Annotated in this window: 13 protein-coding genes; all 13 read right to left on the bottom strand. The window is 34.4% G+C overall.

Going from position 1 to position 18007, the window contains the following annotated elements:
- Positions 1–60: 60 nt before the first annotated feature.
- Entirely contained in the window at positions 61–2649 is a 2589-nt protein-coding gene (locus B5S50_RS11210) for an ABC transporter permease (protein WP_217301858.1), read from the bottom strand.
- Positions 2646–3329, bottom strand: a complete 684-nt coding sequence (locus B5S50_RS11205) for an ABC transporter ATP-binding protein (protein WP_217301857.1) — start codon at positions 3327–3329, stop codon at positions 2646–2648. Before B5S50_RS11205 ends, B5S50_RS11210 begins: the two co-directional genes overlap by 4 nt.
- An 82-nt stretch (positions 3330–3411) precedes the next feature.
- The gene (locus B5S50_RS11200; protein WP_217301856.1) at positions 3412–4401 is read right to left on the bottom strand and encodes a sensor histidine kinase KdpD; all 990 of its coding nucleotides are present in this window, start codon (positions 4399–4401) and stop codon (positions 3412–3414) included.
- Positions 4388–5074, bottom strand: a complete 687-nt coding sequence (locus tag B5S50_RS11195; protein ID WP_065078291.1) for a response regulator transcription factor — start codon at positions 5072–5074, stop codon at positions 4388–4390. Before B5S50_RS11195 ends, B5S50_RS11200 begins: the two co-directional genes overlap by 14 nt.
- The gene (locus B5S50_RS11190; protein WP_065078292.1) at positions 5071–5265 is read right to left on the bottom strand and encodes a transposase; all 195 of its coding nucleotides are present in this window, start codon (positions 5263–5265) and stop codon (positions 5071–5073) included. The genes B5S50_RS11195 and B5S50_RS11190 overlap by 4 nt, the downstream gene beginning before the upstream one ends.
- A gap of 101 nt (positions 5266–5366) precedes the next feature.
- Positions 5367–6101, bottom strand: a complete 735-nt coding sequence (locus B5S50_RS11185; protein WP_065078293.1) for a hypothetical protein — start codon at positions 6099–6101, stop codon at positions 5367–5369.
- Complete coding sequence (locus B5S50_RS11180; RefSeq protein WP_217301855.1) at positions 6092–8344, bottom strand: hypothetical protein; 2253 nt, start codon at positions 8342–8344, stop codon at positions 6092–6094. The genes B5S50_RS11185 and B5S50_RS11180 overlap by 10 nt, the downstream gene beginning before the upstream one ends.
- Complete coding sequence (locus B5S50_RS11175; protein ID WP_065078295.1) at positions 8345–9223, bottom strand: ATP-binding cassette domain-containing protein; 879 nt, start codon at positions 9221–9223, stop codon at positions 8345–8347.
- A 176-nt stretch (positions 9224–9399) separates the two neighbouring features.
- The gene (locus B5S50_RS11170) at positions 9400–10383 is read right to left on the bottom strand and encodes a YdcF family protein (protein ID WP_065078296.1); all 984 of its coding nucleotides are present in this window, start codon (positions 10381–10383) and stop codon (positions 9400–9402) included.
- Between the two features lie 1005 nt (positions 10384–11388).
- The gene (locus B5S50_RS11165; RefSeq protein WP_217301854.1) at positions 11389–12255 is read right to left on the bottom strand and encodes a hypothetical protein; all 867 of its coding nucleotides are present in this window, start codon (positions 12253–12255) and stop codon (positions 11389–11391) included.
- Positions 12256–13406: 1151 nt separating this feature from the next.
- Complete coding sequence (locus B5S50_RS11160) at positions 13407–14534, bottom strand: hypothetical protein (RefSeq protein WP_217301853.1); 1128 nt, start codon at positions 14532–14534, stop codon at positions 13407–13409.
- 283 nt (positions 14535–14817) lie between these two features.
- A complete protein-coding gene (locus B5S50_RS11155; RefSeq protein ID WP_217301852.1) occupies positions 14818–15990 on the bottom strand; it encodes a hypothetical protein in 1173 nt (390 codons plus the stop codon).
- Positions 15991–16241: 251 nt separating this feature from the next.
- Positions 16242–17270, bottom strand: a complete 1029-nt coding sequence (locus B5S50_RS11150; protein WP_217301851.1) for a HEPN domain-containing protein — start codon at positions 17268–17270, stop codon at positions 16242–16244.
- Between the last annotated feature and the right edge of the window lie 737 nt (positions 17271–18007).

Raw genomic sequence — 18007 nt, 5'->3', positions numbered from 1 at the left:
ATAATACTAAACATAGAACTAAGATTTATAGTTTTTTATCAAGTCAATATCGGCTTTGAATCAATCCATATCATCCCGGAGTGCGTCAATAATATTTTCCTTTTTTATTTTTCTAATAGAATACAGCATTGTAATGAACACTATAAAGAACACGCCAAGCACACTGATTCCGATACTGGCCCACGGCATCACAAAACTCCCATTTTCGCTGCCGTTCATTTCTTTGTGCATGAACCATGAGAATATGATTGCCAGGGGAAGCCCGAAGAGCAGCGCCTTCATGCCATAAAAGATACACTCGAAATTCATCATCTTTTGGAAATCGTGGTCGGACATTCCCACAGAGCGAAGCATTGCAAGCTCACGTCTGCGCATCTTGATGTTCGTGGAAATTGTGTTGAACACATTGGCAACTGCAATCAGTGAAATCATAATTATAAAAGCATAGGAAAACACATCGGCAATGAATATCATATTGCGGCTCTGATCAAGCGCTCCAGACATATTCAAAAGGATGTACGGGCTTGTAATTCCCATATCCTGAACTATCTCTTTCATTTTATCCGATGACTTCGATGGGTTCTTTGACTGAAATGTCATGCCCTTAGTTATAATATCTGCAGGAGTACCAGTGGCATTAAACTTTTCTTTGAGTGAATATGGGGCAGTCACATAAATTCCACCTGATTTTTGTTTTATGTCTGTTAAGATAGGAGGCGTATCAAGCGGCACAAAATTGTTCATAAATGTAATGCTTGCATTATATCCCTGTTTCATCTCCGGCTTGCCATTTGTTTTGGGAAAAATGGTAAAATTACTGGCAGAACTCTTGAACACATTTTGAATTTGGCTGGCCGTTTTCTGATTGTCGTGGCTGTCCACTTTGGCAACGCCGATTAATTTCGCATTTTGTCCGGTATATTTATCTGTAGGCAAGCCTAAACTTTTGACAATCTTCAGATAGGTACTGTCATCTAAAAATTGGATTTGCACTGGCAGATTCACCGTTTCGTTTGGCGAATGTGAACCTAAAGATTTCTTGTAAGCGTCTGAAAGATCACTGCCCTTGGCAGCACAGAAATAGTTCATAACAACTTGATACGAACTTTCGTCAACACCATCGACATTTTTTAGTTTGCTATAAAGCTGCAGCATTTCGCTGTCTTTCATATCATGTGTGCCAAAACCGACATCACTATTAGTAACCTCTTTTGCACCTGCCGACGCCTGTTTCAAATCTATTACAAGGGAACTGGTCGATATAAACAGCACTACGCTTAAGACAAGTGACAGCACAATGCTACTGTAACGCTTTTTGTTCCTCTTAAAGTTCTTTAATGCAAGAGTTCCCTCCAAGCCGTAAATACGCTCCGCAAGTTTCGACGTTTTCACAGCTTTGGATTCGATTTTGATATCGTTCGTCTGGCGAATACACTCCATAACTGGCATATTGGCAGCTTTGCGAGCTGGAATATCTGCCGAAATCAGGATTGTGATCATGCTGGTCACTACTGCTGCAATGATTGCGGGAGCGGACACTGTCAATGTCAAAGGTACATTGGCGAAAAGAATGTTTGCGAAGTTTTTGGCGACGATATTAATCGCAAGTTTGATGCTGGCTATACCAATGATAATACCAATTGGGATACCAATAGCACCGATACAAAGTCCTTCAAACAGCACTGAATGGCGCAGTTGCTTTGGGGTGGCTCCCACCGATGAGAGAATCCCGAATTGGTGTGTGCGCTCGTTCAAGGAAATATTGAATGAATTATAAATCAGAAAAATAGAACCAATCATAATGATGATGAGTACAATGGCACCGACTGAGTACAAAAATGCATTGAACACCTTATCGCTCGAATCGTTTGAAAGAGCAATGAAACGCAGCACATCACTATTAAAGATGTAAGTATGACCTCCAGCTGTATTTTTTGCATAAGTATGAGCCTCAAACGGTTTTTTTAGCGTGACAAACAAGCTGATATTGTTTTCCGTATCTGCTGCACCTGAAGTTGTAATTGCGGTATATCCAGGCGCAGAATCTTCATCAAAGTGAGGCGTTTCGCAGAAACCGACCACTGTGTAAGTTTTCTCTGCTTTTGGAACAAGGGTTTCTTTGCCGGAAATGTAAGGGTCGTGTTGACCAAGACTTTTGTTTCCACTCATGCGGCTTCCAATAGCAAGGGTAAGTGTGTCACCCACACGTAACTTAACGCCATCTTTTATTACGACTCTCTCAGGAATAACAATCTCTCTACTGTTTTTTGGCAACCTGCCAGCACACAATGTGAGTGGGAGGGCATTAAATGTTTTCTTGCTGAATCCAGCGATAAAAAAATACGGTTTGTCGTGAATTTTTCCGCCGTTAAGTTTTGCGTAGCCAATATTTTTAAATGATGTGGTATTTTCAACTTTGTTGTTACTTGTCTGCTTCGCTGCGAAAGAAGAATCCACATCCTCAAATTTGATGTGCCAGCCGCCGTATTTATGAGCCTCACCATTTGACATATAGTTCAACAAGGAAACGCCAAAAGTGACAACTGCCGTAATCAGGGCAGCGGAAAGTACAACTCCGATAATCGTTACAATTGTTCGTGTACGGCTCTTTTTCATGCCTTGCAGGGTAACTTTGTTGAAAATATTCATAGTCTCACCTTCTCATCTCTCACTACTTTGCCATCTGATATGCCGATAATGCGATCTGCCTGCAAAGCAATATTTTCGTCATGTGTAACAACAATAAGTGTCTGATTGTATTTTTTATTGCTTTCTTTAAGCAGCTTTATAATTTCATGTCCATTTCGGCTGTCCAAACTACCCGTGGGTTCATCAGCAAGCATGACCGCCGGGGCGTTCATCAAAGCACGTCCTATGGAAACACGCTGCTGCTGACCACCTGAAAGCTGATTGGGTAAATGTGTTTCTCGGCCCTTTAGCCCAAGCAACTCCAGCAATTCATTCAACCTCTTCTTATTAACATTCCGTTTGTCCATCAGTATAGGCAATGTGATGTTTTCCACAACATTCAGAGTGGGAATGAGGTTGTGAAACTGGTAAATCAGTCCAACCTGACGCCTGCGGAAGATGGCAAGTTTTTCATTGTTCTGGGCATATACATCCTGACCCTCCAAATATATCTTTCCACTTGTTGGCACGTCCACGCCAGCGATAGCATGCAGCAGAGTGGACTTGCCAGAGCCAGAGGAACCGATAATTGAAGTAAATCCTCCTTTTTCTATTGTAAGCGAAACATGGTCAAGCGCAGTAACCTGATTTTCACCAGTGCCGTAGACCTTGCATAAATTTTCAATTTTTAAAAAGTCCATTATATGAGCCTCCCTTTTCATGTTTTACCTATATAATAGAACTCTCAACTTACATCTATGTGACTTTAAGGTGAGAGATTCGTCACTTTGGGAAACGAAGGTCAAACATGGCGCCGCCCTGTGGATGATTTTTGGCGATAATCGTTCCTCCCTGTCGTGTTATAATCATCTTGCAAAGAGCGAGTCCAATCCCGTATCCTGTAGCACCTGCATTTTTCCCACGATAGAACCTGTCAAACAGGCAGGGCAAATCTTCTTTTTCAAAGCCTGCGCCGCTGTCGTGGATGGTAACTTCGGTAAACAATGGGTTTTCCTTGCAGACAATTTCAATCTTCCCGTTATCACCTGCACTTTCCATGCAGTTTTTGATGATGTTTTGAATTGCTTCCGAAAGCCAACCAGAATCGCCCTGAATTATTATCCCTTTCGACACGTCTATTTGCAAAGCAATATCGTGCAGTTCCATTTGGATCAAAAACGGATGAAGCACAGTGCTTATCAAAGTATTCAAATCTATCTGTTCACATTTAAAAACCACAATGCCTGCATCCAGACGGGATAATTTGAGAAGGGAAGTAAGTAGCCAATCCATATGTAAAAACAATTCCTTTGTTTCCCGTATCAATGCTTTCCGTTCATTTTCGTTAGGGTTATTCTCTAACAATGATAAAATGAGGTTTACAGATGTGAGAGGAGTGCGGAGTTGATGAGCTATGTCGGCCAGCGAATCAGCAAGATGTTCTTTTTCTTTTCTCAGTGCATCATTTTGCTCTCGAATACGCAGCGTCATTTTTGTTATCTCGCTTTGCAGAATGGAAAGTTCGCCCTCATCTAATTCACAAATATACAGATGATCAGCATTATGAAGCACAATATCGATTTGATCTGAAATTTGGGCAATGCTTTTATATCGGGCTTTGGTAAATGCAAAAAACGCTATTCCAAAGGCTGAAGCAGAAGCAATGGCAAGAATTCCAGCTGCCACATTAATTGCAAATCCCAACGTAACAGCGGCTGCGGCTATTAAGAAGAACAAAATAGCAAACTTTCTAAATTCTCTATTCCGAAACATACCCATCCCCCAATCTATATCCAGTCCCACGAACTGTCAGAATTATTTGCGGGCTTGCTGGGTTGTTCTCTATCTTCTCACGCAGACGTTTAATGTACACGGTCAATGTATTGTCATTGACAAACTCGCCCGCAGCGTCCCACAATTCGTCAAGCAGCTTGCTTCTCGTGATAATACTTTTGGGGTTATTAATAAACACCAGAAGTAAGCGATATTCTAAAGCTGAAAGAAAAACTTCGCTACCGTCCTTTTTTACAACACCGCTTGCCATATCGACATGAAGCCCATGGATTTCAAAAGCTGATGGAGAACATCCGCTTTTTCGCAGGGCGGTTCTAATTCGTGCTATCAGTTCGCGCGGACGAAAAGGCTTGGTAATATAGTCGTCTGCGCCCATGTTAAGCCCAGTAACAACACTCGCCTCATCGCCGGAAGCCGTCAGGAAGATAACGGGAACATCCTGCACTTCTTTGATTTCCGTGCAAACTGTAAAGCCATTTCCGTCAGGCAAAGAAATATCTACAAGTGCTAGGTCAAATTTATTCCCAGCAAGCATGGCAATGGCATCACTATGCGTAGGGGCGTGAGTGACTGTAAACCCTTCTGAGCGAAGCAAAAGCACAAGGTTTCTGGCAATTGTATTATCGTCCTCAACCAAAAATATCCGTTTCATTTATTTTCGCCACCCTTTACTTTACTATTCCTATATCGTCCGTCAGCCGGTTTTTCAGCGTGAGCAGGAAGAAGCCATGTATTTCCCATTTTTTCAGCTCCTTTAATCCGTCCAGCAGAGCAATAATACACTACCATTCTGTCTGTAATTTTCCAATTTTTAGATGCTTCTTTTGTTGTTATATAATCCACGCATAGCACCTCCATAATTTTATTATATTTCCTTTAAAAGAAATATACAAGCTGAGTATAAATAACATTAAAACTATTTTGGCTGCATACATACTGACTTTTTAAGGTTTTCCAGAAAGCTTCTTAAATGAAAGCACATATAAAACCATTCCTACTAGAATAAATGTAAGTCTACTCATTATAAAATCTAAAGACAATCTAAAAACAGGTTCACCGAGACTATCAACTGGTAGAACTGTAGGCATATAAGTCACATACCCTTTGGCGAAAATATCAATAAAAGGTGTGCTATTAAAACTCATAAGTGACAAAATCAAAACAATTGGAATCCAAGAATAAAGCAAAGTTTGCCTTTTGCTGCCTAAAAACATACTTGTTCCAAAAACAAACACAAAAGTAGGAAGTAGTATTATTAAGATCGGTAATAAAAAGTTTTGAAAATCTGTAAAATTAAAAGTTATCTTGTAAAACACCAAACTTATCAAAATACAGCATACCGCAATAATTAAGTAAGAAATAAACAGGGCAAAACTTTTTATAGCCAGATACTTTTTCTGTGGTAAAGATGTACATGAAGTAATTTCTCTTACTCTTTGTTCATTTCTAGAAAAAAGTCCTGTACACGAAAGCATTAAAATTAATAACATAATCGTATTTATGCCACACAAAAACTTACAATAACTCCATTTAGAAAAAGGTGCCGTACCAGAAACACCTTGTATTATTTCTGTATAAAGGTCAATCACTGAAAAGAAAAGTGCAATTATGAAAGTTATCACAAATATCTTTGAAAAAATTATTCTTTTCAGTTCGTATTTAAGAATTTTTACATCCATTGACGGCTGCCTCCTTGTGTAATACCACTAATATTTAAAAAATCAGAAAAAGACAGTTTTTTATCCTTTTTGCCATAATATTCTTTGTAAATAACTTTCATAGAATTAAAATAATTGTCTTCACCTATGTGCTTATAAACATTGTAAACTGTGAGTGGTCCCAAGCCATAAATTTCACCACCTCTTAAAAATAATGAAACATAATACTTTGGAATCATTGATAACTTGTTCATGTATTCAGGATTTCTTCGATAAAAGTTTCGATTTAATTCATTTGTTGATTCTTCCCATTTTTTCAACAACAAATTTTCTGCATAGGCTTTTCCAAATTTGTTTTTCAAGAATAAATAAGTACTAAAATCCGCAAAAGCTTCATCTGACCATTCATCGTGATTTTTATCTATTTGATTATGGCTGTTTGCATTAGATACATTTATTCCAGTTCCCCACCATTGATGAGCAATTTCATGCGTGAGCAAAGCAAAAGTGTCAGAAGAAGATGCTATCGATGAATCCACATTGGATTTTTTCTTTAAACAATCTTCTGAAACATAAGAGATATTTCCGTTTTGAAATCCACCTTTGCCCTGTACTCCTGATGTTACAACTACTTTGAGACTATCTTTGCCTAGTGGTCCAAATTTTTCCGAAAAGAATGAGAATATATCAAGCGTATCATTTCCTCTGGATTCAAATTCTTTTCTTGCAGCCAATGGATAGAAAAACTCCACATTTGTGCCCTGTGCTTTTCTTTCAAATATTCCATATCGTCCGGCTGTCAAAGATAGGTCACTTAATTTATCCCAAGAAAAACTCCAAGTAGTAAAACCATCCTGCTCAGAAATCTTGCGATTTTTTTCTCCCTGAGTTATGACTGTAAACTTTGAGTCCATTTTTATTGTTCCTTCAATAATCCTATCATTTTGTTCAATACAAACAACAGGAGCAACGCCCGTGGTGCCATTTAACCTTACATAATTTTTGCTAATTCCTTGGGAAAAATCTTTAGCTGTACTTTTGGCTTTCGGTATACCTGAATACCTTATGCTTAATTTAGTTTTAGTGTTTCTTGGAATGCTTATTTCAAAAACGTTGTTAAGTTTTGCACTGCTCAAAATCTTGGGCGAAACCTGTGTACAGCTTATGTCCTTGTTGCCTAACTTGATTTCACTAATATGGTAACCGTCTGCTAATTCAAAATATACATTTTGAGGCTTATCAGTGCCGTTTTGCAGTTCCTGACAATAAGCTCCGCTAGCACAATTTTTATCTTTTTCTATCTTAAGATCTACAAACATATTTGAAGTTCCTATGACACTTACGTTTACAGGCGTTTCTTTTTTACCATTAATCAATACTGACACCACATCCGTAAGCGAAATTGGTTTGAAAATCGGTTCATTTTGAAAAACAAAAAATACTCCAAAAAGAGAAACCAAAAAGCAAATTGGTATGAGCTTATATTTTTTACAGTTTTTTAAGATAGATTTAAATAATCCTTTTTCATAACATCTATCGCTTAGCATTCCGAATAAAAATATGGACATAGATACTGATAACCCAAAGAGCCTATTCCAGAGCATTCCCAAAACGATATTCCCGCTTCCGAAATTTTCGGAAAGTCCACTAGCACCTGTCTGAACCCACATATATTGATAATTGATATTTCCTGTTAAAAAACTAAAAAGTACCGCTAAAAGCATAATAATGCAGGTTATATTGACATTCCTAAATATAAGATAAAATCCTGCGGTCATAAGAATTGTTAGCACAATCGAGCCAAAAATTATTAAGGTATAACTGAGCAGAAAATAACTAAAATTGGTTAGACTGCCCACGTTAAATATATAGTGAGGAATCATAATTATCATTGAACCCACTGTTGAAATAAGACCGGCACACATTAAGCCTGTAATTTTGGTTAAATGTATCTTTATAGAACTTGATATTGGTTCAATTATATAATTAACTCTAAACCTAAGTATTTTGTCAAACTCAAAAACTGTTAGTGTCGTAAAAGCAAGAGTTGAAAGTACTGCTCCTGCCTTTGCGGGGAAAAGTATCGTTTGAGATAAAAGAGTAGAGCTATTTATTCCAAATATCATACTGCTAATATCTTCGCTAATGTAGGTTGAGAGTAGTGCACCAATCAAAGGAAAAACTGACACAAGTAAGATTATTATTTGAGTAAACCTGGACTTCAGAATCCGCTTTGTTTCATAATCAAAAAATACATTTCTCATTTAATGGACACCCCCATTGTGTATGACATATGTGTATGCATCTTCCAAGGTAGGCTCTATAAGTGCAATAGAGCTTTCTATTTCTTTGCCGATAACACGACAGGAGATGCCATTACCAGTAAACAACTTAGATGTGATTTTGTACTTACCTCCAATTCTTTTTTCTAAAGTCTCGTTATCTTTTTCCTCAACAAAACCAACATGTCCGTGTACAGCTTTTATTAAATCCGGCGAAGTTCCATCAAATAAAATCGTACCGTTATTAATGATTATAATTCTATTGCAAATGGCTTGTATATCATCGATGATGTGAGTAGAAAGTAACACTATCTTGTCATTTGCAGTCTGTGAAAATACATTTCTGAAATTAATTCTTTCTTCTGGATCAAGTCCAACTGTAGGTTCATCTAAAATTATAAGTTCAGGATTTCCAAGTAATACTTGTGCTATACCAACACGCTGCCTCTGACCCCCTGAAAGAGTTTTAATTTTGAAATTTCTTTTTTCTTGCAAATCAGTCCTTTCAATAGCTTGCCGAATAATACCTTTCACGTTGTTTTTAATTTCTTTTAATGCACACATGTAATCCAAAAACTCATAAACTGTTAATTCGTCATATAAACCAAAGCTTTGCGGCAAATACCCGAGCTGCTTTCTGAGTTCTTTTTCGTACTTTTGGATTGGCTTACCATCAACAATTATTTCGCCGGCCGTCGGTATTATCTTCGATATCAATAGTTTCATAAAGGTACTTTTTCCAGCACCATTGGGACCCAAAAGTCCTATAAAATTTGGGCTGTTCACTTCTAAATTCATATTGGTTAGTGCCTTTTTTCCTGTTTTGTATGTCATACTCACGTTTTTAATACTGATTTTCATAGATGCTGTTACACTCCTTTTTCATCTTTTACCTATATAATAGAGCCTTCAACTTACATCTCTGTGACTTTCAGGTGAGAGATTCGTCACTTTGGGAAACAAATGGAAAAGACCTTCAAGTATTTTGAAGGTCTTACAGAAGTGACTGAATATTTACATCTATTGTTCAATTATCATCAAGAATAAATTTTGGCAACTGCTATCCCCCACAACAGTACAATCGCTTCAAATATCCATTTATACCTGAACATAATGGCTATATATTCGCGTATAAAGGCGCTTGGCCAGTAATATGTTGCCGTTCCACATCCAACACCGCTTGCCTTTATCTTCAGCTGTTTTGCATAGAGACTTGTTCGAAAAACATGATAATTGTTCGTCACAAATATATAGCGGTGCTTCACACCATTCACATCCAGCATATCTCTGACATTTTTGAGATTTTCAAAGGTAGTCTTAGACTGTTTCTCTAGAATAATATCCTCTTCTGGAAATCCAGTTTCTACAAGATAATTTTTCATTGCTGCCGCTTCCGATATCTTCTCATCGGCGCCCTTACCGCCTGATACAACAATCTTAGTATGCTGCCTGCATTTATGGTAAATACGAACCGCTTTGTCAACTCTGCCCTTCAGCAGCGGAGATACTCTTTCTCCGCCTATGAGACCACATCCATGAACAATAATATAATCACAATTCAGTCTTTTAGGTAAGCATGTATAAATTAGCGAATAGATCAACAGTGAAACAAACGTAAAAGCAATATAGAACTCCAAAATCAACACCAGTGAGAATATCGTTCTCATAACAGAAGCATCCTGAAGAAAATATATTCCAGCAATGGTTACCATACTTCCCACGATCATGACTATTCCCGTCAATAAAGATAGAACATTCTGCAAACGCCTTCCCTCTTTTTTCATCATCTCCAAACCATTCACAATGAAAAAGATTGCAGTAACAAGAAAAATCAATGGTATAAGCAGCAGCATCAAAATTCCAAGAATCATTCCCCGGATTCCCGGTGCAGAGCCAAATCCAAGAAGAAAAATACCAATTGCCATCATCAGCAGCAGTGCATTCCAGAAACTTCTTGGTTCATACAGCATACTTATAACAAGGATGAGCATTAAAATACAACCAGGCATCATTAAAGACATTCAGACCACCTCTTCTCAATATAAGTTGCGTTCAAATTGCCATTAGGATAATTTGAATTCAGATGTTTTTTGAATTTTTTGTATTAAATTAATATCAGTTTTGATTTACATGTCATCCCGAAGCGCGTCAATAATATTTTATTTTTCATTGCTTTAGGCATATACATACTGCCCTTGCCATATACATTACATAGATTTTCAACTTTTAAAAATTCTATTATTTAAGGTTCCTTTCTTGTGGCTTACCTATATAATAGAACCTTCAACTTACATCTGTGTGACTTTTAGATGACATATTTGTCACTTTTAGGGGAAAATAGATTAAAAACTATAATTTTAGATAAAATAAAAAACACTGAAAATCAGTGTTTGGAATGGATTATGGTGCGTCAGAGAGGAGTCGAACCCCCGGCACGCTGGGACGACGAAATAAATTTTTCCACTTTTTACATAATACCTTATGCGTTGATATACCTAGTTTTACAATACTGCTTGTCCCTTTTATTTCCTTATGAAGATACACTTTTTTCTTCCGGTTGTGTTACGGTTGTGTTACAGATTTGAATATAGGATCCTACGATTTTGTGGAACATAACTCCACTGCTTGTTCCACTATATAGGTTTACTCATAAAATGGAATTAATTAATTTTTACACTTATTTTTGATATCTTAATTTCTTCTTTGGTATATTGATATATATGTAAAAAAAGCCTTAACCTAAAAGCTAAGACTTTATAATTACAATTTTGAAACAACAAGTTAGTTTTCTTAATCTTAACCAAGTCAAATGCTACTATGCTTTAAACTTTAATATTTCAGAACAATGTAGTCATTTCTTACATTCTGTAGAATTGCTTCTCCCCTATGCCATACTTTTACAATGTATTATTTTAATTCACTTTTGATAAATAATACATATACATAACATTTACATCTCATTAATAAATTAGAAATTTGGCAACTTTATATTATACATAAGCTTAAGCTATGTTGTTCATATAAACTTATTTACTGACTTCCCATATTGATAAATCCGATATAGATAATGAATTATTGTTATCCAAAATTTCTTGTGGAATAATATATTTCTTATTATTACATTTAACACAATAATCAACAGAATAATACTGCGATCCTGGATTATATATTGATCTTATATTTATTCTGCCTTCGCTTATATCATATTTTGGATTTACAACAGGATATCGCACTGCTGTTTTTAACTGTGTATAGAATCCAATTGGTATCAAATTAGAGGAAGTAGCTGTTCCTCCTACCCCTATATCATCAGTAAAATTGCCATCCTCATCAACATAATTTTTTAACTTTCCATAATACGTACATATTACATTTTGAAAATGTCCTTCTGTTTCAATTTCATACTTTCCCTTTACTAAAATAAGAATAATAGAATATAATAACTTAAGGTTATCAGAAGAAATATCAAGGTTAAACTGAGTTCCTTGAGGACTGGTATAATTAAAATGGAGTAAATTATTTATAGATACAATAGCATCTATATTATGAACAAATCCATTTCTTATCGTTTTCATTAATCTATAGCATTCTTTTTCAATTATGTCTTGATTTGTAACAAAAGGCAAAGCATTATACTTTCGTTTAAATGACATCCCTGGGCTCATACTATATTTATTCTCTAAATAAGCATCAAACAATGTAAAAACAATCAAGCATGAAATCACTGGAGTTTTACTCAATGGAGTTGGACCCATATTTAAAACTTCACTAAAAACCATAGTAACATTCTTTATTTCTCCTTCAAATTTTACTGGTCTAATTTCTGTTGTGTAAAATCTTATATCTGAATTGTTTAACAAATTAATAATATTTTTGTAAAAATTATCATTCATCATGACCATTCCTTTCTTTCAACAAATCAAATTATTTATGAATAATTCACGATTAAGTAACCTTCAAGTCAGAATCTAATTCAATAATCTTCCTCCACTTTTTATAAGTAATAAAAATCTCTACAATTACTACTTATCTACTGTAGAACTTGCCAAGCTTTATCTCTTCCCTCACTCAGACAAAAAGCTTGGCAAGTGCCTTTAATTTTAATGGGATGCTCAGCCCCAAACCCATGAAGTAATGCTCTGCTGTCTTATAATAGGCTCGGGTTCCCTCACACGGAAGCTTTGGACAAGCACTTTCTTTTTCACTTAGTCAACACTTCAATAATCTCTTAAAGTAAGACATTTTATATGTAGGATTCAGCTCAGCAGCGTTCAAATCAAAGGCTTGTCCAAAGACAAATTGTTTCATTCAGTACTTCAAATAAGTGACGCTCCTGCATCTTTACAAAATGAGTTCTTATATTTTCACAAAATAAAATCAGTACATATGTATGAATTTCAAATATACTATCATAATCCTTTTCGTTATCACCTAAAAAACTTATTACTACACATATAGATACTTTATATATATCTTTAATTTATCCATATGTTTTAAGGCAATAAACCGCAGTATATTTTCTTCAAACACCATCACTTTTTTAGTCCTCGTCAGCCTTGTTACAATTAAATTCCCAAGCAAAAATAAAAAGAAAGCTTCCTGCGGATAAAGTGCTTCCTTAATAATTCATAAAAAGTTCCTATTTTAACTGTACTGCCGGTGTATTCCTCTGGGGTCTTCCCTCTACGCACAAAGTGTTTATTTAAATTGAATTTTCATACACGGTTGGCACCTTTGACAAGCCCAGGGCTAGTCCACCTTATACATGCCCTTTACAGGTCAGGCATAAGGACGGCTTGGGTATAAAACAATTGAAAATACTAATTTTAATTACTAATTATATGGATAATAGGAAATTTAAAAATATACTTTATTGTTTCTATTACTGAAAGCTTATAATGTCACTAATTATAAGGTTGGTGACATTATTTTCAAACAACACTACTTCTACATCTTATCAATTTTGAATTGATTAATAAATGTGTTTAACCATCATCTTTAGCTAAACAAACAGTAACTTATAGATATATGGAGTATATTGTAACTATTTATCTTTATTAAAAATTTGAAGTTCTATTGCCTTATTAGTAAACTGGTCCATGTTACAGTTATTAAACCAAAACTCTAGAATGTTAGACTTATCAGAAATTTTTTCAATCTTAAAAATAGAAGCAGTGTTCTCTTCATCAAATGGTGCAGCTAAGCCTTCTTTAGTTGTTGCATCTCCACAAATTATATAATCTAACTGTTTCAAATTATTATTTTTTCTTCTAATAACAAAGTTATCAAAACAAACGTTACTTTTAGGAATAGCCCCTATCCTATATATAAATGGAGAAATAATTTCATAGAACACTGGATCATTCCTAAATGAGTGTCTAAGAAGATGTTGAGGTGAAAGTATAGTTGCATCTATTTTCAGCATCAAAGTACTCTGCCTTTCGCTAATATTTTGTCTGTAAACTTTTAACTCAAGTATATCATTGCTATGTAATTCTCTCCATTTTCCAGTAATTACAGATGGTATAACAACATTATCTGTGATGAAATATATCTTTTCATTACTAGCCATAGCGATTTTTCTTAAGTCATTTTCAGTTTTTATTTTATCTAAGCATGTTAAGTATACATAACCAATATTAACCAAAGATTTATTGCCTTGGATATTCCACGTAGATAGCCAAAAGCATCCACTATTGATAATGCTCTGTTTCTTTTCTTCTGTCGTATGATGATAGAGCCGTAAAAATGGTATATACTCCTCTGTTAAATAGCATGCTCCAGTGGCAAAGGTGTTAAGATCTTTCGGACCGTGTATTTTACATTTAAACAAATTTGCACCATCTTCATAATTCCTTATAAAATCTTTATTTGTAAATTCAATTTTGATATTATTTCCGCATGAAATATCAATACTAATAAAAGCTATAATAAGCTTATCTTCCTTAAATAACACATTAGGGAAGAAATTCAAAGGTTGTATCCATAACAATTCTGCAGATTCTATATAAATTTGATCTGGAACTATAATGGATAAATTAGTCGTATGAACTAATTTACATTTAATATATCCTGTATAAGTATAATCTTGGTTAAATTTATAGCCAAATTCATTAATATAATAATTCTCATTTTCTGCTTCCATCCTGTTAAATTGTCTATTCTCTATCATAACTAGACCTCCAAATTTAAGATTACTCCATTTATATTTCTACAAAGTCAATTTAATTAGCAATATACTCACATATTTAATGAAAATTAAAAGTAGTATGCTTTCCTATATTAACGACACTTTCTAAATTAAAATATTCAAGATTATAACATACATTTTATATACTCAGGCTACCCATTGCCTTATGAGAATGACAATAGCACGTCCAATTATATGAATAATGAAAAATTATAATTCCTTATTATTCATATATTAATTGTCAAAATACTACTTTTTCAATGTATTATATGTAAATATCCGAATAATTTTGTACATACTTTGATAACCAATTATGATCAAATAAGTGTTGATTTAACCCATTTTCAAATGTACCTTGAAGATATTCAGGTATAATTAATCCATGATATCCACTTAGAATATATCTATTAGTTTCTGGTAAAGAATTAGTCTCTATATTACAACTCGCCAAGCGAACATAATCAGGATTGCAAATTGTATTATCAAGATGTGTTTTATCTATAGTTCGATAAATATGGTTATCATCTATAACCCATTGATTAATAATATAAACAACATTATTCGTATTTGCGTATTGACAAGGATCAAATAATTGAGTTAATCCTTCAGGATCAAATAATTTACTTAAACTACCCTCCTCATAAAATTCTGCTTCCTTTACAATAATTTCTTCCCTATTTAAATTGTTTATAAGCATAATATTTTCATTTTTACGCAACAACGAGTAATCAAAGCTAACTGGTGGTATTGCTCCTTTTACACTGAAATCGGAAGTATGCCTATTTCCAGTAATTTGTTCTCCTATCATATAAAAATATCCACCGCTAAGGATAGAACCTGCAAATACAGGGGAAATACCTAATTTGTTATACGCAGATACACCTATTCGCTGAAAAATATTTTTTATATTCATCCTTGTAGCATCTAAAGCACTTCTAATATCATATCCCTTATTAATCACTCTATTTGCTATATTGGTTAGCTTTAAAGAAATACCATTTATCGCATTTCCAGATCCTATTACCACAACTTCATTTTGTTTAACAGGAGTAAGTAAGCTTCCCATACCAACCTGTGACGTCACTTGAAAGCATTCATTTGTCATAGATTGATCATCTATTACAAATCCAAGCATACCTACCTTACGAATTCCTGTTAAGTTATCTCGGTTGCTCATCATGTTCAACTCAATTGCTCTTGCTAAGGGACCTCCAGGTTCTAAAACATTGTTTATATTGACTTGCGATTCCACTGAACGAATATCTGGTATAAGACGTTTAATAGCTGCAACATCTCCTGCGAAAAATAATCCAATTTTTGACCCAAAGGATGAATATTTCATCATTGCATCTATTTGTTTTCCACCTGTATGTGTAATTCTAAAATCTTGCAGAAAGAAAGCCTCGTTTTTATTTCGGTATAATAAAGCCATTGTCATTTTTATCCTCACCTTTTTAATATGTTAAATTATATAAGTATTGCTCTTCTTAATCTTAGAAAACATAATATCAAATAAACTTTTCTATACAACAATTATAAAATTAAATATATTCACATATTAATTTTATCAAACTATATCAATTGTCATTTATTCTTACATTCCAAGTAATTAAGTATTCTTCACATTATAGACATAATAGAAAGTTTAAAAAAGTATTCATAATATCGTAATATCTACATAAAATATACTTATGTTGAAAATACGCCTCTGCAATTCAACACATCAACTTGTGCTTTAAGCGAATTTATCAAATCAGTCTTAATTTCCGACCAAGTGATCCTATTATTTATGGCTAATCTTTTATTACAAATGTTAAAAAGCTTGCAAATAGAACGCCTCGTTATCTCAGAAAGTGCTTCTAATTCTACATCTGTAATATTAGAAGCATCACCTTCATGCAACGATTCAGAACGATACCGATAATAGTTTTTCATATTCCCATAAATTATAACAATTTCAACATCATTCTGCCCCAGCAAGGCAGCAACACGCTTTGATAGTACTTCCTTTTTCCCCTGCTGATTCTTGCCAAGAAAGATCATTTCTAATGCGGTTGTATATTTCTCAAATGCAGTGGCACTGTCAATCTGTTTAAGGCCAAAGGTAAAAACATCTACAATATCTTTCATAACTTGAAGGCCAGTGTGAATATGTATATTCTTAAATTGTTCCCATGCCGCTACTTCCGTATCTGACAAAACATACCAATCGTTCTTTACTGTATTAGCATCCTTAATATCTATAGTGGCAGAAAAAGTATTATTTAAAAATCCCATTAGGCAATAACTGAAATCAAAAAATATCTCTTTTAGTCCGATATTTCCTGATTTATAAACTTGAAGTAGTGAAATAATTTGATTTAGATAATCAAATTCATTATCTTTGTATTCTTCAAGATATGGAGTTCTCTCTAAATCAACATTAGAATATACCTCCCTAGCACATACCTCAGGTGATGGAACATAGAAGACATCTTCCTTTTTTAGGCAGTAGAATGATGTCACAATATTCTCATTTACTCGTTCTATTATTCTAGATAGACAATAATCTGTACTAATATTTCCACGCCCATCTTTAATTCGATCAATACCTGGAAAGTCTTCAATTTTTGTTTTTACCACTTGATAGCCATGTCCCCAGTTGATTTTAGAAACACTTTCATCTGCGCACAGGACAATAGCATTTATCTCTACTTTTACTTCAATTTTATTATCCATTTCATTTCTTCCTTCCATTATCGTTAAGCATCACATTTATCTATGTTCCTTGTCTACTTTTGTAACTAATTGTCAATGCTACTTTTAAAGAAGTTGAGTATATTCAATCAAATAAATCGTGTTATGTTGTTTCTTGTATCAATAAAGTTTGAAAGCAAAAACACTGTTCTGGCGTATCGCTTGGATATTCTGCAATTTTTTGTTTTGTTGCCAATACCAGAAACATCATATACACAGATTTTCGGTTCACCGACGAATTTATTTGTTCAATATAACTCGTTGATATATATACGTTTTTGAATTTTTGTCAAGATACATTAAAGCCTTCGTCCGGTACCAGAGCAATAAAAATCATTTCAATCAGGCAGTTCTGAAAATATCTTAAAACCAAGGCTCACCTAATTGATAATACTATTGCAGAAGAAATAGACATTTCTAAACTCCCAAAATGAAATATACACTACCTTGACCTTGAAAAACCTGTTCGATTACTTATTCAAAAAAAATTATACTCAGCTCACGATAATTGTATAATTACAACTTTTCTTAATTGTACCTTGCATTTATCCGAGTTAGCTTCACTCAACATTGAACAGGTTGTCTCTAATATAATATCTGTTATCAATTTTACTATACTTCCCATTATAGACATAATCCACTATACATATTACACATCTATACGATAAGACTATATCCCAATTATATCATACAAACCCATATTATTACTTATAGTTGCA

It is taken from the genome of Clostridium sp. 001 (assembly GCF_019056555.1).
Taxonomy (GTDB): domain Bacteria; phylum Bacillota; class Clostridia; order Clostridiales; family Clostridiaceae; genus Clostridium_B; species Clostridium_B ragsdalei.
The sequence above is the reverse complement of the archived record's forward strand: the minus strand, read 5'-3'. Positions and strand labels throughout refer to the sequence as shown.

What these genes read in the sequence shown, in the direction of transcription:
- B5S50_RS11210 (WP_217301858.1), bottom strand. Translation starts at nt 2,649, where the DNA reads ATGAATATTTTCAACAAAGTTACCCTGCAAGGCATGAAAAAGAGCCGT.
- B5S50_RS11205 (WP_217301857.1), bottom strand. Translation starts at nt 3,329, where the DNA reads ATGGACTTTTTAAAAATTGAAAATTTATGCAAGGTCTACGGCACTGGT.
- B5S50_RS11200 (WP_217301856.1), bottom strand. Translation starts at nt 4,401, where the DNA reads ATGTTTCGGAATAGAGAATTTAGAAAGTTTGCTATTTTGTTCTTCTTA.
- B5S50_RS11195 (WP_065078291.1), bottom strand. Translation starts at nt 5,074, where the DNA reads ATGAAACGGATATTTTTGGTTGAGGACGATAATACAATTGCCAGAAAC.
- B5S50_RS11185 (WP_065078293.1), bottom strand. Translation starts at nt 6,101, where the DNA reads ATGGATGTAAAAATTCTTAAATACGAACTGAAAAGAATAATTTTTTCA.
- B5S50_RS11180 (WP_217301855.1), bottom strand. Translation starts at nt 8,344, where the DNA reads ATGAGAAATGTATTTTTTGATTATGAAACAAAGCGGATTCTGAAGTCC.
- B5S50_RS11175 (WP_065078295.1), bottom strand. Translation starts at nt 9,223, where the DNA reads ATGAAAATCAGTATTAAAAACGTGAGTATGACATACAAAACAGGAAAA.
- B5S50_RS11170 (WP_065078296.1), bottom strand. Translation starts at nt 10,383, where the DNA reads ATGTCTTTAATGATGCCTGGTTGTATTTTAATGCTCATCCTTGTTATA.
- B5S50_RS11165 (WP_217301854.1), bottom strand. Translation starts at nt 12,255, where the DNA reads ATGAATGATAATTTTTACAAAAATATTATTAATTTGTTAAACAATTCA.
- B5S50_RS11160 (WP_217301853.1), bottom strand. Translation starts at nt 14,534, where the DNA reads ATGATAGAGAATAGACAATTTAACAGGATGGAAGCAGAAAATGAGAAT.
- B5S50_RS11155 (WP_217301852.1), bottom strand. Translation starts at nt 15,990, where the DNA reads ATGACAATGGCTTTATTATACCGAAATAAAAACGAGGCTTTCTTTCTG.
- B5S50_RS11150 (WP_217301851.1), bottom strand. Translation starts at nt 17,270, where the DNA reads ATGGATAATAAAATTGAAGTAAAAGTAGAGATAAATGCTATTGTCCTG.